We start from the raw sequence: 13,216 nt of genomic DNA on the forward strand, positions 1-13,216 counted from the left end.
AAGCAGAAATGGATTGAGTCCGCCAAGCACTTGAGAATCCCACCCTCACCAACGGTGTGGGCTTGCGGCTTTAGCCGTGGGAGTGTCAAAAGAGGAAAGCCAGTTACTGAAGGAACAATCCGCGACGACAGAGCAGATTTTGCAACAGACCTCATATCTACAGCAACAGATGGAAACCTCGATTTCGCACATCCAGCGCGTTGCTGAAGAGACGACGATCGAGACGACACTGGGTACCGTGGAACACCAACGCCAGATCGTCGCAGATGTTCAGTCGAATATGCAAGAACATCTACAGTCGGTTCAACAGTTGATGTTGGAGCTCTCATCCTACAGCCAGGTGCTCGGGGAACAGATGCAACACCACGTCACCCAGCAGTCGGAACTGAAGACACATAGTGTGGTACTCGAGTCGCGCATCAGTTCGTTGCAACAGACCGTTCGTGCCGGCGAACAATAGTCTTAAATCAAAGGAGCGCCTACCATCTCTGGTAAACGCTCCTTTATTCTGGGCTCAGCCGATATAACGTGCTTCCTTCTTATCGATAATGTTGCGAATCCGGTTCTCCGTCACCTGATACTGCTCTGCCAATTGACGAATTGTTTTCCCTTTTTCGTACTGCACGCGAATCGTTCGAATCTGAAACGGTGATAGCGTCACATATTGATTTAACAAGAGATCAAACTCACCAAGTAGTTCGTTATACTGCTGATCGATTGAAGGCAGAATTTCTAAGTTCGACAACTGATCGTCAGCCCGTTTACCATTGCGCCGGACGAGTTGCGCTTCTGTGACGTCTGTCGCCAGAAAGGCTTTTGCGACAAGCAATCCGACTTGCATCCGCTCTCCTCGACCACTTTGATAGAGCGTGACTTTGCGGTATCCTTCCCGATTGAGCCGTGGACGGAGCAAGACACCTTTTCGGCGTTGCTGGACACCGCGACACGTCACGATCGTTCGGTCGAGCGATCTTACGCGACCTAGCGATGAGACTTCATATATACCTACATAGCCGATGACGGCTTTCCATTGTTCTTGCATGATTGTCCTCCTTCAGACAAGGACACGACGGGACTTCATACTTGAATTATATCAAATTACGAACAAACGTTCTAGTGATGTCACTCGTCGGAATGTGCTATTCTTAGCAGAAAAAGGAAATGAGGTTCGTCCATGAAATTTGTCTTGTTACTTGGTCCGCAAGCGGTCGGAAAGATGACGATCGGTCAGGAAATCGAACGGTTGACAGAGATGAAAGTCTTCCATAATCACCAGACGATCGACCTGTTATTGCCTTATTTTGATTTCTCAGAACCCGCACACCATCGCTTAAAGGATACGATCCGCCGCGAAATGTTCAAGGAAATGGCGAACAGTTCGCTTGAAGGTGTCCTGTTTACATTTCTCTGTCTATTCGGCGTCGAAGGCGGCGGTCTTGAGTTCATCGAAGAGACAGTCGAATTATTCGAACAAGCAGGTGCTGACGTCTATATCGTGGAACTGGATGCGCCGGTCGCAACACGCCTGCATCGGAACACGACGGAAAACCGATTGACGCATAAAGTAACGAAGCGCGATCTCGCTGCTTCTGAACAGGACTTACGCGAGACGGCAGACGGATATCGGACACGCTCGCTGCCAGGCGAACTACCGGACGTCAACTATGTCTTCCTTGATACGGAACAACTAAGTGCACGTGAAAGTGCTGAAGCGATTTGCGATCATTTCAACTGGTCCAAAACAACGGTCTAATCACTAAAGCCCCGTCCTGCTCAAGCAGGCGGGGCTTTAGTGATGGAGTTCGCGTGCATATCGATTCGCTTGCAACTGAAATCCGTTTCGACGCCAGACCGTCTCACTGCCTGCCTCGCCGTAGATACGCGTCAGTAATAACGTCCGCGCGAGATACGATAGAATCGATGTCAATGCTTCCCTGATGTACCCGCGCTGATCGTCCTCATCCGTCGTCGTGTAACGTAAGTTTCCGGTCGATCCATTCCATGTGAAGGTAATCGTCCCGACGATCGTTTTCTCACGTAACGCATGCAGTGTCCACTTACAACCCGATTCGTCATCCGTTGCTTCGACAAACAGTCGTGACGTCGTAAAATCCGGATGTCGTCCCTGCATTCAGCTCTCCTCCTCGACCTCAAACGTTGCTGTCGCATAAGTCTCTCCGTTAATCAAAATCATTAATGTATGTGTCCCGGGATAATGGACACGCGTCGTCATGTTCCGAAACGATTGGCGTCGTTCGACTTGTAAGACACCTTTGACTGCTCGCTCCCGCAGTTGAAACACTTTTCGACTTGTTCCGCGTTGTTTGACATAATCGATTGCATATTCAAGACGCAGACGTTGTTCAACGGAACTATGCACTTGAAACGAAAACTGTAGCTCTTGACCAATCGTCACCGGTGAGACGACTAAATCCGTCACCTCTACCTCACCTTGTGTGACGTGTCCGAACAACTGTAACACTTCTGGATTTCCGCGCTTCAGTAACGTCCGCGAAGCATGGCGTAAAATCCAGTCCGTGTTCGGATCTGTTCCTAAGTGACGTTCGATTCGCTCGATCAAGTATTCCGGATGTGTCTTTGAAATATCATTCAAATGATTGGCGACACTTTTTCGGACGTAGAGGGACGGATCCTGTAGTAAGGCGTCAAGAATCGGTAATGCCGGACGCGGATCAGCAATCAGACGCGGGATCGCTTGTCCCCATGGTAAACGCGGTCGTGTCCCTTCGGACGCTAAACGACGGACGTGTTCATCGTCTGATCTTGTCCATTGGAGTGCCTGCTCCAGATAACGTTCTTGATCAGCAAGTAGAAAACGGCGAACGGCGAACTCTGACGTCGAATGCGGCGTCAACTTGGCGAGTGTCGCTAACGCAAGCGTCCAGTCGGCGAGTGTTGCCGTCCGTTCGACATACTCTGGAAAAACAATTCCCGGTAGACCGGTAAACTGCGGTGCAAGCCGCTCTAGCTCCGGCACCGAGTCCGGAAACGGTGACAAAATCGTCTCTAGTGTCTCAGCCACACGACGGACACGTTGTTTAAACGCGAGTTCTTCCCAGTCCCCCTGTTCGACCCGTATTCGAAAATCTGGTACGTCGACCGCTGCTCCTAAACGGTCGAGCCAACTCGGTGAAAACACATCTTTAATCAAACTCATCCTTCATCCAGTCCCCTCTGTGTGCGCTCCAGTTTGAGCAATGTTTCCTTGCGTGCGAGTCCACCCGCGTATCCACCTAAATCCCCATTCGTCCGAATGACCCGATGGCACGGAATGACGATTGCCAGTTGGTTCGCTCCGTTTGCCCGTGCGACGGCACGAACAGCGGTCGGCTGACCGATCCGGATCGCCAGTTCTTGGTACGAGATCGTCTCCCCACTCGGAATCCGTTCGAGTTCTTCCCAGACGCGGCGTTGAAATGGTGTTCCGTACCGCATCAGTGGCGTCTGAAACGATACCGGCTCTCCTTTGAAGTAACGACGGAGCTCCGCTTCGATCTGTCCAAAGACCGGTGATTCCCCGGGAACGATGACAGCGCGTGCTTTTAAACGTAATTGTTCGATTTCCCGCTCCAGTCCACGTCGGTCGACGAACTCGAGCAGATGTAAGAGTTGATCGTCGGCAATCGCCAGCATCGAACCGAGTGGTGTATCAAGCCATTTCGCGCGTAAGACCTGCCCGTCAAAGCGCGATGGTGCTTGTCCGAGAATCCGTGCCGATGCCTCACGAAAACCACTACTCGATTCATAACCTCCAGCTAACTGTCCTTCGATGATCGGCTTACCGGTCCGGATCTCCTTCATCGCAAGCCCCATCCGTCGTGCCCGAGCATACGCGACGAACGTCATCCCGAAACGCTTCTTGAACTGACGGCGTGCCGTTGATTCGTCGAGACCAAGTGCTCGGAAATCGGCTTCCTTGAATCGTTTGTCTGGTTCTGCCTCGACCGCTTCGATCAAGCGTTGAATCGTACCATGATCTCCGGGATAAGCAAGCGGATGACAACGACGGCACGGTCGATAAGAGGCAAGTAATGCCTCTTGCGCCGTCTCAAAAAACTCACAGTTCTCCGCTTTCGGTTTTCGTGCCGGACACGTCGGACGGCAAAAGATGCCGGTCGTCTTGACGCCGACGAAAAACGTCCCTTCGTACGTCGCGTCCCGGCGAACGAGCGCTTCATAATACGTGTGATGTTCCATCGCCTTCCCCTCCTTTGTCCTTAGTATACCGGCTTGTCCGGTCATCATGTCGCCGAAAATCAGGCATTGATATGTTTAAGATTCACTTAAGAAACATCGTCCTGTTTTCGAAAGGGACGACGTGCATACTACATGATATACTCAACGGAAAGTAGGGTTTTCATGTTTGATTTCTTAAAAGAAGCACTTCACGCACCACTCCGTGTCGGAGCCGTCGCACCGAGCAGTCCACGCCTGGCTGAGATGATGGCACGACGCGCCGTCGCCGATCGTCCGCGTCAGATTCTTGAAGTCGGAGCAGGTGACGGGGCAATCACAAAAGCTTTACTGGCCGCTCGTTCACCGGAGACACATCTCTTGATTTGTGAACGGAGCGAAACGTTCCGCCCGGCACTCGAGCAGTTGCTGGCTCAGGAAACGAATGTCACCCTCTTCATTGGTGACGTTCAAGGATTATCCGATTCATGGAGCGGACAGATCGACGTCATCGTCAGTGGTCTCCCGTTCGCCTCGTTCCCGGCAGCGTTACGGCATGATTTATTGGCACAGTTCCAAACGTTACTACGACCAGGCGGTCACTTCATCGCCTTTCAATACACCCGGTTTCAGTTCAAGATGTTCCGGGACTATTTTCAAGAACACAGTTATTCGCACACGCTCTACAATCTGCCCCCGGCTTATGTTTTCGAGGGGGTGCAACAGGAGGAATCTACACATGCCCACGCTCTTGATCGTTGACGATGAAGCCGACATCCGTCAATTGCTTCGACTCTATTTAACCAATGAAGGGTACGAGATCATCGAAGCCGAAAATGGTGAGGAAGCGTTAGCAACTCTTGCAACGCGTCCAGTTGATGCGATGTTACTCGACGTGATGATGCCCGTTCGCAATGGCTTCTCGACCGTTCAAGCTGCGCGCGCTGCCGGTCACACGTTACCCGTCTTGATGCTGACAGCGAAACGCGAAGACATGGATAAAATTCAAGGTTTGACCTTCGGGGCGGACGATTACATCGGTAAACCGTTCAATCCGCTTGAAGTCGTCGCCCGCGTCAAGGCGCTGTTACGCCGCGTCAGTCAGTATCATGTCCCGACTACTGCTTCAGCGATTCAGGTCGGTCCGTTCACACTCAAAGAAGACGAACGCGTCATCTTTAAATACGATGTACCGCTCGCCCTGACACGCCGTGAATTTGATTGCCTGGCGCTCTTTTTGAGTCACCCCCGTCGTGTCTTCTCGGCTGACGACCTGTATGAACGGGTTTGGCAGGAGGAAGCACTCGGTTCCACATCGAACGCTGTCATGGTCCTGATCCATAAGCTCCGCGACAAAATTGAGGATGTCCCAAAAGAACCGCGCTACCTCCAGACGGTCTGGGGCGTCGGTTATAAGGTCGAGCTATGAGACGGGTCAAACTGACGATTTGGATGCTTGTCTTGTTGCTGCTTGCGGCTTTCTTGAGCACAGCGCTTGCCTGGTTATTTGCCAGTCAGTTGCCGATTGGTACAAAGACACTTCCTCGTTATTACTACACGACAGAGCAAGAAGTCGTTCAAGATGTGAAGCGTGATATCGCCCGCTATGAAAATGGACAGTCGCCCAATGGTCCTTATGAATGGGCTATCTACGATTCGGATAATCGTCGAATCGACGCTTCTGATAAGTATCCGGAAGATTTAACACCAAGTCGATTGCTCGCTGCTCAAACTCCCACCGAAAGGGATCCGTCCGACACCGGAAAGATTCGGACCCTGCATCATATCGAAGCGATTGATTTATCAGAGAACGAACCCGGGTATTTTTTAACCGTACAATCAGAAAAGCCTAAACTGAACGAATATCAGATTGGGAATTCAAGTACTTTTTTCCTCCTACAATTGACGCTGTTCATCCTCTTCTTACTACTGTTGACGCGTTGGATTGCCGGATTGTTCCGGGAACTCGAGCGACGGCTTGAGCGATTGACGGTCGAACCAGCGCCAACAGCACCGTTACCTCCAGTCAAAGGACCGAAGGAGTTCAAATTGTTCGCCCAATCAATCGAACGAATCGAACAGGAACTCCGAACGTTACGGATGCGTGATCAGGAGCGGTTCGTAGAGCAGTTACGCTTGATCACGAGTCTTTCACATGACTTACGGACACCCTTGACCTCAATCCAAGGCTTCATTCAGTGGCTGACGGAAAAACACGAGACGTTATCTGCGACAGAACGCACGGAGCTTCTAGCGATCGTCACCCGCCAGTCGGAAACGCTCGCTGCCCGGATCGATGAACTGTTCACGCTCGCTAAATTATCGAACACTGATTATCCGGTCGAACGGATCTCACTCGATCTCGTGACCTTAACAGAACAAGTGCTGGAACTGTTTCCTGGCACTTCCGCTACTGTCAATGGTCCTGAGCACGCGACTCTCTTCGCCGATCCGATGCTATTACGGCGCTTGATTGAGAATTTGATTCGCAATGCAACACTTCACGGGACGGGGGATCTTCGAATTACGATCAAAGAAGAAACAGAAGGCATCCAGCTGATCTGTTCGAATGCGATTGAGTCGACTTATACGCTAGAGGAACTAAACGAATGGCTGACACCATTCGGAACATCTGACGCATCGCGTTCTTCCGGCGGTTCCGGTATCGGTCTGTCAATCGTTCAACAAATCATGGCGCGTCATGGGGGGAGCGTCGCGTTGACTTCACAAGACAACCGCTTCATCGTGACCTGTCGTTTTCCACATGTTTCGTAAGCCTGCATCCGACGCTTTCGTCGGGTGCTTTTTTAGTCAGGTTGTTACTTCTTAGACACTTCTTTGAAATTGGAATTCGATACACTAAAGACTGTTAGAAATTAGTTGTCGTTTTAAAGGAGTTGTTCGTGTTTTATGAAATCCTCGTCTCGTTCGATTACATATATGCCAGGGCTTGATGGCTTGCGTGCCTTCGCTGTCCTATCTGTCATTATCTACCACTTATCCGTTTCATTCTTCTCTGGTGGTTTCCTCGGTGTTGATCTCTTTTTCGTCCTATCCGGTTACCTGATTACCGGTCTCTTGTTGCGCGAGTGGCAAACGAGCGGACGCCTCGACTTGAAACGGTTTTGGATTCACCGCTTCCGTCGCCTGTTCCCAGCCCTATTCGTCATGCTGTTACTCGTTCTCGGGTACGTGACCGTCTTTGAACGCGAGCTATTGCATACGGTCCGCCAAGATAGTGCCTTTGCGCTTATTTACGGGACGAACTGGTGGTATATCTTCCATGACGTCTCGTATTTCGAGTCGTTCGGTAAGCCATCACCGATTCAAAACCTTTGGTCACTTGCAATCGAAGAACAGTTCTACCTGCTATTTCCGATCTTACTTTGGTTCGGAATGAAAAATCGTCGACTGTTCCTGCAATTGATGGGCGTTGCGATCGGCGCATCCGTGCTCGCGATGGCGATTCAGTTCACACCTGGTGAAGATCCAAGTCGCGTCTACTATGGCACGGATACTCGCTTATTCGCCTTGTTGATTGGGAGTCTGCTCGCTTTTGCGTGGCAGCCGACCCGCTTTAAGCTCGATATCCCAAAACGCGGTGTCCGGTTACTAAATCAAACGGGCGCTGTCACTTTGCCACTCTTGCTTATACTAATGATCGTTACAAGTGAGTTCGGAAGTTTCTTATACCGAGGTGGCTTTTTCCTTGTCGCCATTCTTGCTGCGCTATTGATTGCTACAATTGCCCATCCGGCGTCGATTTGGAGTCGCTGGTTTGCGCATCCGGCACTCGTTGCGACCGGCAAACGATCGTACGGTTTATATCTCTGGCATTTTCCCGTCATCACGCTAATGACACCAGTCGAGCAGATTGGAACGTTCTCATTACTTCGGACCGTATTGATCGTCGTCGTGCTTGTCGCCTTAACTGAAGCATCGTATCGCTTTATCGAACGTCCGATTCGTCAGCACGGACTATCCGGTTATTTAGAACGTCTGTCGTTACATCCGCGGCAGTTACGTCAGTTTTCGACGTTGCAGTGGACGAGTGTTGCCGTGTTGACGATTCTCATCGTCAGCTTCATCGGTAACTTATCGATTCTTGCTGTCTCCGATACGCCGAAGCCAGAACCTGCCTTTCATAAGGTAGCGGCACCAAAAGAAAAACCGAAGCCGATCCTGAAACCGACGACACCAAAAGCAAAGCCCGATCAGCGAAAAATCTGTCGACCGACGCTTGCGATCGGGGACTCGGTCTTACTCGGTGTCGAAGATTATCTCGGCAGTACGCTCAAGCAATTGACGATTGATGCAAAACTCGGTCGTCAGCTGCGAGAAGCGATTCCGCTGAGTGAGCAGTATGCCGCGTATAATCGACATGGACGCCAAGTCATTCTCCACCTCGGAACGAACGGTAGCTTCCGTAAGGATCAATTGAATAGTTTGCTCGATCAATTCGCAAATGCCGATCACGTCTATCTGGTCACTGCACGCGTCCCGCGTCCGTGGGAAACAGAAGTCAATCAGATGTTACGGGAGGCATCGAAGCGGAAGCGTGTCGAACTGATCGACTGGCATGCCGTTGCCGTCAAACATCCATCTTACTTCGAAGCAGATGGTGTCCATTTGAATATCAAGGGAGCACGTGCCTATTCAAAGATTCTTGCGAAAGCGACGAATTGTGCTGTTTCAACGAAATAAGACTACGTCAAACAAGGTAGCGGAACGATCCGCCACCTTGTTTTTTTGTACTCACCCTGTCGCTAGCAGCCCAAGATAGATCAAACTGACGCTGAATAAACTCAGTAAGACACCCACTGCATGCCGACGATATCCGAGTAAAAGCAATGGTAGCGTGGCGATGCCAATCATCAAGACCCACCCGTCCCCTGCTGGACCACTGACCGGTAGTTGCCCTAGCGTCGGTTGTTCCAGACGACTGAGTGAAGCGCTCGCCATGAACAGCAATACTAAAATGATACTTTCCATCCGTAGTAGTGGACGCGGATCGTACGTTGAGTCAAAACGCAACCGACGCCGGACAAGCGTTCCATTACAGAAGGCGTAGAACAAAAGTGGTAGCAGCAGGAGGTGCTTCAGCAACAACGCTTGACCGTACGGCACACCCCAGAGATTCGGATAACGTTCAAGTGGAATCGCCAGTTGCATCAGTAACAGACCCGACAGGATGACACCCGTAAAGGCGATCCGGGCAAACGGACTGAACCAACTTAAAAAGGCAGACCAATGAGCGGTCGAGCGAGCACCGATGGCTACCCAAAACACGACACCGATCCAAGCTGTCACACATAAGAAGTGACTAAACTGAAGCGTCCACCCGAGCGCACCGTATTTGGCCGCCGCGTGACTCGTTCCTGCGATGCCAATCCATAACGGGATCGTCAAGAGTGCGAGCAGGATGGATCGTCTCTTTTGCGATGTGAATACGATCAATAGGAGTAAAGCAGAGAAGTAAACGACAAGAAACATCCGACCGATATGCAACTCCAGTAATCCTGTTCGAAGAGCCTCTGTCATCGTTTGCGTCGAAAGTAGAAAACGAACGGCACCAAAGACCGGGATGCTCGTTCCAAGAACGAGCATCCCGAGTCCCGCTACCGCCCACGACGTACCGTCCATTAATGGCGGTTTTCGTTTCGTTGGGATGAAGCATAATACCAAATAGCCCATCCAAAGCGCTCCACCCATGTAGACGAGTAGTTCTCCTAGAAACGCACTCATGTCGAACGACGACGTAACACGAGAAGGATGACGATACTGATTAACAGTCCCCCGACGATCCATGGGAGCAGTGTCGGAACGAGTCCTTTTGAAACAGGCTCTGCTTCAGGAACGACTGCTGCTTTTGTTTCCATCGGCTCAGCCTTTTCTACGGTGCTTGTTTCAGCTTTTGCCGCACCTAGTACCGTAAAACGAATCGTTCCTTTAACGGGATGACCATCATCTGAAATCGATGCCCACTTGATCGTGTATTTTCCTTCCGTTAAAGGCTCTGAGACGACAGCACTCAGTTCATTTCCGATGATGAGCGGTTTTGCGAGAGACTGTTCGACGCCATTCGCGTCTACTACACGTAAGGTGCTTGTTTTTTCAACAGCCTCACTGAACGTCAAGCGGATCCGATCGACGGGTTCAGATAATGCCGATCCCTCTGCCGGATTCGAGCTTTTTAAACTCGTATGTGCTTCGACCGATATGGGCAACAGACAAACGAGGAATAGGAGTACAAATCGGATGATGCGCATGTCGTTTACCTCCTTTCTGCTTGATGTGTAAAAGAAAACCCGCTGTTGCCAGCGGGTCGTCCTTTATTGTTGCGGGCGACGACGGAGTGCGAAGAATCCAAGGATCGATGCTGCTGCGATACCAAGCAATGACCAGACGATACCTGTCGTCGATGCTTCTTCTTGCATACCACCGAGACCTGTGTTCGGCATTCCAGGCGCACCTTTGAATTTATCTGGGAACTGATCGACGATTGCTGTCGCTGTTCCTTCCCCTACGCCGTACATATGCGCATACGCTTCGCGAATCGCTGGGTACGTTTTGTCGTAATCTTTTTCATTGTAGCTATTGAAGGCGAGTAAGAGTTGGTCAACGTGAACCTTCAATCCTTCTTCCAAATCTTTCGCTTTCAAGCGACCTTCTGTTGCGGCATCGAGGAATGCTGCTTGCTCGACACGGTACTCATCAAGTTCCTTCACGGCCATGTCGCGTGCTTGATCATCTTTCGCACCTGTTGCTTTGACATAATCAACGAAGTAGCCGATATGGCTCGACCAAATCTTTTTGAATTGTTGCGCTGCTTCACTACCATAAACAGAGCCAATCGAAGCTGTCAGGTCATCCGTATTTTGATTCAAGGCACCAGCTGCAGCGTCAAAGTCTTTTGCTCCGTCAATTCCTTTTTGCATCGCGAGCACTGCAAGCGCCGCGTGTTCAGAGAAGTTTCTGTTCAGTCCAGCCCGAAGATCAGCTGCTGGTGTATCGACTTTCGTATTTTTGAATTTATCCGGGTACTGATCGACGATCGCACCAGATAATCCTTCGCCGACCATATACATATGCTCGATTGCTTTACGTAGATTACTGTAGGCAGCATCATAATCACCAGCAACGTAGCTATCAAACGATGTTAACAGTTGCGTGATATGGACTTTTAGTCCTGCTTCGAGATCCGCTGCCTTCAGACGTCCTTCCGTTGCTTTATCGAGGAACGCAGCCTGTTCGACACGATACTCATCAAGCTCTTTCAATGCTTTTTGTTTCGCGTCTTCGTCCTTGGCACCAGTTGCTTTGACGTAATCGACGAAGTAACCGATATGGCTCGCCCAGATTTCTTTGAAGGCAGCGCCTGCTTCTTCCCCGTAGACGGAACCAACAGCTGCCGATAAATCATCCGTGTTTTGATTCAAGGCACCGGCTGCCTGCTCAAAATCTTCTTTACCATCAATTCCTTTTTGCATCGCAACGACTGCGAGATACGCGTGTTCAGATAGAATTTGATCGAGTGTCGCTCGTAAATCCGATGCTGGAGATGAGACATCGAGGGAGACTTTTCCTGAACTGTGAGACATCTTACTATGGTCTTCATGACCATGGGCACTGACACCTGCTGCTGGAATCAACAATGCGGCACTAAGCGGAACAGCGAGATACGACTTTTTCATCTTCATCTTATGAACACCCCTTTGATTTTTTGGACTTCACATAGATAACGTAAGAAGTTCACGAATGGTTTTATCTTTTTACATTTTTTATTTAAAATATTTTTTTGGTCGAAATACCTCCGTTCATTACTTTAATTATTTTTTAGTTTTTATTTACTCGTTTTACGAAACAGACGACTTATCTTCTAATTCTTTCATTAGAATCTTCTTATAACCGCATCTTTTATCTTTTATAGAACAGGAGTGGACTTATGAAACGGATCTTTATTGGCGCAGTACTGGCTTCTCTCGTCGTCTCACAAGCAGTTGGACCAGTCGAAGCAAAAAGTAAATCGAAAAAGAAACCTGTAGTGCAAGTCGATCAAGACAAAAATGGGATTCCGGACGCTTGGCAAAAACAATATCATTTGGGATATGGAAAACAAGTCGCAACAAAAGATCACGATCGCGATGGTTTGACAAATGCGCAAGAGTATCAACTTCGCCTCAACCCTACAAAATCGGATTCTGATCAGGATCGAATCAAAGATGGGCAAGAGGATGCGGATCGCGATTCACTAACAAACACGCAAGAATACAGTATACGTCTCAATCCATTGAAGAAGGATTCTGATCAAGATGGTATTTCTGATGATAAAGAAGACCAAGATCAGGATCGATTGACGACACGAGAAGAGTTCATCGTCGGTACGCAGCCACTGAAAAATGATTCAGATCGCGATGGCATCAAAGATAACGAAGAGGACCGCGATCAAGATACGCTTCTGAATGAAGACGAATTTGAACTCGGTTCTGATCCAACCAAAGCCGACAGCGATCAGGATGGAACACGAGATGATCAGGAAGATACGGATCAAGACGGCGTTCAAAATAATCAAGAACTCAAACGGATCATAATCAAAGTGACGGATACGAATAAGAAAAAATCCGAGTGGCGTTACAGCAATGAACATCAACGGAAAGAACTGCGCTTTAAAGACGAAATCGGTATTACTGATGTCGCGACGTTAAAAGACCGCCTTCTCGTCACGCCATCGATGACGGAAGAGGAATTATTAACGTTAGTTGAACAGGCACTTCAATTGCCAAACATCAAAACGTTACACGTCCAGATCAAGTTCTATAATGGACAGGAACTCGAATCAGAAGATGAGCACTCAGATGACGATGATTCTTCGGATGATTCAGAAGATGATGATCAAGATGATGATTCAGACGATCATGGAGACGATGACGGGGATGATCACGGAGATCATGGTGATGACGATTAATCGTCTATACGAAAAATGAGAGGACGGAATACGATTCCGCCCTCTCATTTTGTATTT

General features: G+C 49.5%; 14 protein-coding genes. 7 read left to right on the plus strand and 7 right to left on the minus strand.

Annotated features, from left to right (window positions below):
- Nucleotides 1-82: 82 nt before the first annotated feature.
- The gene (locus KNQ14_RS14405) at nt 83-460 is read left to right on the plus strand and encodes a hypothetical protein (protein WP_214861485.1); all 378 of its coding nucleotides are present in this window, start codon (nt 83-85) and stop codon (nt 458-460) included.
- Between the two features lie 54 nt (nt 461-514).
- Here KNQ14_RS14405 and KNQ14_RS14410 read toward each other — a convergent pair whose 3' ends face one another.
- Nucleotides 515-1,042 carry an NUMOD4 domain-containing protein gene (locus KNQ14_RS14410; RefSeq protein ID WP_214861487.1) on the minus strand — a complete coding sequence of 176 codons (528 nt, stop codon included), beginning with the start codon at nt 1,040-1,042 and terminating at the stop codon, nt 515-517.
- Nucleotides 1,043-1,174: 132 nt separating this feature from the next.
- Here KNQ14_RS14410 and KNQ14_RS14415 point away from each other — a divergent pair, with 132 nt between their 5' ends.
- Nucleotides 1,175-1,753 (plus strand): AAA family ATPase, encoded by a 579-nt coding sequence (locus KNQ14_RS14415; RefSeq protein ID WP_214861489.1) that lies wholly within the window; start codon nt 1,175-1,177, stop codon nt 1,751-1,753.
- A gap of 36 nt (nt 1,754-1,789) precedes the next feature.
- On the opposite strand, the gene KNQ14_RS14420 is transcribed toward KNQ14_RS14415, so the two are convergent.
- Genes KNQ14_RS14420 through KNQ14_RS14430 form a run of 3 tightly spaced genes read right to left on the minus strand, consistent with a single transcriptional unit; the run spans nt 1,790 to nt 4,218 of the window.
- Nucleotides 1,790-2,131: a GNAT family N-acetyltransferase gene (locus KNQ14_RS14420; RefSeq protein ID WP_214861491.1), complete on the minus strand. Its 342-nt coding sequence runs from the start codon at nt 2,129-2,131 to the stop codon at nt 1,790-1,792.
- Nucleotides 2,132-3,178, minus strand: coding sequence for a DNA alkylation repair protein (locus KNQ14_RS14425; RefSeq protein ID WP_214861493.1), 1,047 nt, complete (start codon nt 3,176-3,178; stop codon nt 2,132-2,134).
- The gene (locus KNQ14_RS14430; RefSeq protein WP_214858720.1) at nt 3,175-4,218 is read right to left on the minus strand and encodes a bifunctional transcriptional activator/DNA repair enzyme AdaA; all 1,044 of its coding nucleotides are present in this window, start codon (nt 4,216-4,218) and stop codon (nt 3,175-3,177) included. The genes KNQ14_RS14425 and KNQ14_RS14430 overlap by 4 nt, the downstream gene beginning before the upstream one ends.
- A 162-nt stretch (nt 4,219-4,380) precedes the next feature.
- Between KNQ14_RS14430 and KNQ14_RS14435 the strand changes: the two genes are divergently transcribed.
- The 4 genes from KNQ14_RS14435 (at nt 4,381) to KNQ14_RS14450 (ending at nt 8,898) form a co-directional block, all read left to right on the plus strand.
- Nucleotides 4,381-4,956, plus strand: a complete 576-nt coding sequence (locus tag KNQ14_RS14435; protein ID WP_023466855.1) for a class I SAM-dependent methyltransferase — start codon at nt 4,381-4,383, stop codon at nt 4,954-4,956.
- On the plus strand, nt 4,934-5,623 hold the full coding sequence (locus tag KNQ14_RS14440; RefSeq protein ID WP_214861495.1) for a response regulator transcription factor: 690 nt from the start codon (nt 4,934-4,936) through the stop codon (nt 5,621-5,623). The genes KNQ14_RS14435 and KNQ14_RS14440 overlap by 23 nt, the downstream gene beginning before the upstream one ends.
- A complete protein-coding gene (locus KNQ14_RS14445) occupies nt 5,620-6,969 on the plus strand; it encodes a sensor histidine kinase (RefSeq protein ID WP_214861497.1) in 1,350 nt (449 codons plus the stop codon). Before KNQ14_RS14440 ends, KNQ14_RS14445 begins: the two co-directional genes overlap by 4 nt.
- Before the next feature lie 135 nt (nt 6,970-7,104).
- Nucleotides 7,105-8,898, plus strand: a complete 1,794-nt coding sequence (locus KNQ14_RS14450) for an acyltransferase family protein (RefSeq protein WP_214861499.1) — start codon at nt 7,105-7,107, stop codon at nt 8,896-8,898.
- Between the two features lie 51 nt (nt 8,899-8,949).
- Here the strand turns inward: KNQ14_RS14450 and KNQ14_RS14455 are convergent, their stop codons facing one another.
- From KNQ14_RS14455 to KNQ14_RS14465, 3 genes are all read right to left on the minus strand, one after another.
- The gene (locus tag KNQ14_RS14455) at nt 8,950-10,002 is read right to left on the minus strand and encodes a copper resistance D family protein (protein ID WP_214861500.1); all 1,053 of its coding nucleotides are present in this window, start codon (nt 10,000-10,002) and stop codon (nt 8,950-8,952) included.
- Nucleotides 9,936-10,463, minus strand: a complete 528-nt coding sequence (locus KNQ14_RS14460) for a copper resistance CopC family protein (protein ID WP_214861501.1) — start codon at nt 10,461-10,463, stop codon at nt 9,936-9,938. Before KNQ14_RS14460 ends, KNQ14_RS14455 begins: the two co-directional genes overlap by 67 nt.
- Before the next feature lie 63 nt (nt 10,464-10,526).
- Entirely contained in the window at nt 10,527-11,894 is a 1,368-nt protein-coding gene (locus KNQ14_RS14465; RefSeq protein ID WP_214858714.1) for a copper amine oxidase, read from the minus strand.
- Between the two features lie 245 nt (nt 11,895-12,139).
- Here KNQ14_RS14465 and KNQ14_RS14470 point away from each other — a divergent pair, with 245 nt between their 5' ends.
- On the plus strand, nt 12,140-13,159 hold the full coding sequence (locus KNQ14_RS14470) for an MSCRAMM family adhesin SdrC (protein ID WP_214861502.1): 1,020 nt from the start codon (nt 12,140-12,142) through the stop codon (nt 13,157-13,159).
- The last annotated feature ends 57 nt before the right edge of the window (nt 13,160-13,216 follow it).

The sequence above is a fragment of the Exiguobacterium sp. s161 genome, assembly GCF_018619045.1.
GTDB classification, from domain to species: domain Bacteria; phylum Bacillota; class Bacilli; order Exiguobacteriales; family Exiguobacteriaceae; genus Exiguobacterium_A; species Exiguobacterium_A indicum.

What these genes read in the sequence shown, in the direction of transcription:
- KNQ14_RS14410 (WP_214861487.1), bottom strand. Translation starts at nt 1,042, where the DNA reads ATGCAAGAACAATGGAAAGCCGTCATCGGCTATGTAGGTATATATGAA.
- KNQ14_RS14415 (WP_214861489.1), top strand. Translation starts at nt 1,175, where the DNA reads ATGAAATTTGTCTTGTTACTTGGTCCGCAAGCGGTCGGAAAGATGACG.
- KNQ14_RS14420 (WP_214861491.1), bottom strand. Translation starts at nt 2,131, where the DNA reads ATGCAGGGACGACATCCGGATTTTACGACGTCACGACTGTTTGTCGAA.
- KNQ14_RS14425 (WP_214861493.1), bottom strand. Translation starts at nt 3,178, where the DNA reads ATGAGTTTGATTAAAGATGTGTTTTCACCGAGTTGGCTCGACCGTTTA.
- KNQ14_RS14430 (WP_214858720.1), bottom strand. Translation starts at nt 4,218, where the DNA reads ATGGAACATCACACGTATTATGAAGCGCTCGTTCGCCGGGACGCGACG.
- KNQ14_RS14435 (WP_023466855.1), top strand. Translation starts at nt 4,381, where the DNA reads ATGTTTGATTTCTTAAAAGAAGCACTTCACGCACCACTCCGTGTCGGA.
- KNQ14_RS14440 (WP_214861495.1), top strand. Translation starts at nt 4,934, where the DNA reads ATGCCCACGCTCTTGATCGTTGACGATGAAGCCGACATCCGTCAATTG.
- KNQ14_RS14445 (WP_214861497.1), top strand. Translation starts at nt 5,620, where the DNA reads ATGAGACGGGTCAAACTGACGATTTGGATGCTTGTCTTGTTGCTGCTT.
- KNQ14_RS14450 (WP_214861499.1), top strand. Translation starts at nt 7,105, where the DNA reads ATGAAATCCTCGTCTCGTTCGATTACATATATGCCAGGGCTTGATGGC.
- KNQ14_RS14455 (WP_214861500.1), bottom strand. Translation starts at nt 10,002, where the DNA reads ATGGATCGTCGGGGGACTGTTAATCAGTATCGTCATCCTTCTCGTGTT.
- KNQ14_RS14460 (WP_214861501.1), bottom strand. Translation starts at nt 10,463, where the DNA reads ATGCGCATCATCCGATTTGTACTCCTATTCCTCGTTTGTCTGTTGCCC.
- KNQ14_RS14465 (WP_214858714.1), bottom strand. Translation starts at nt 11,894, where the DNA reads ATGAAGATGAAAAAGTCGTATCTCGCTGTTCCGCTTAGTGCCGCATTG.
- KNQ14_RS14470 (WP_214861502.1), top strand. Translation starts at nt 12,140, where the DNA reads ATGAAACGGATCTTTATTGGCGCAGTACTGGCTTCTCTCGTCGTCTCA.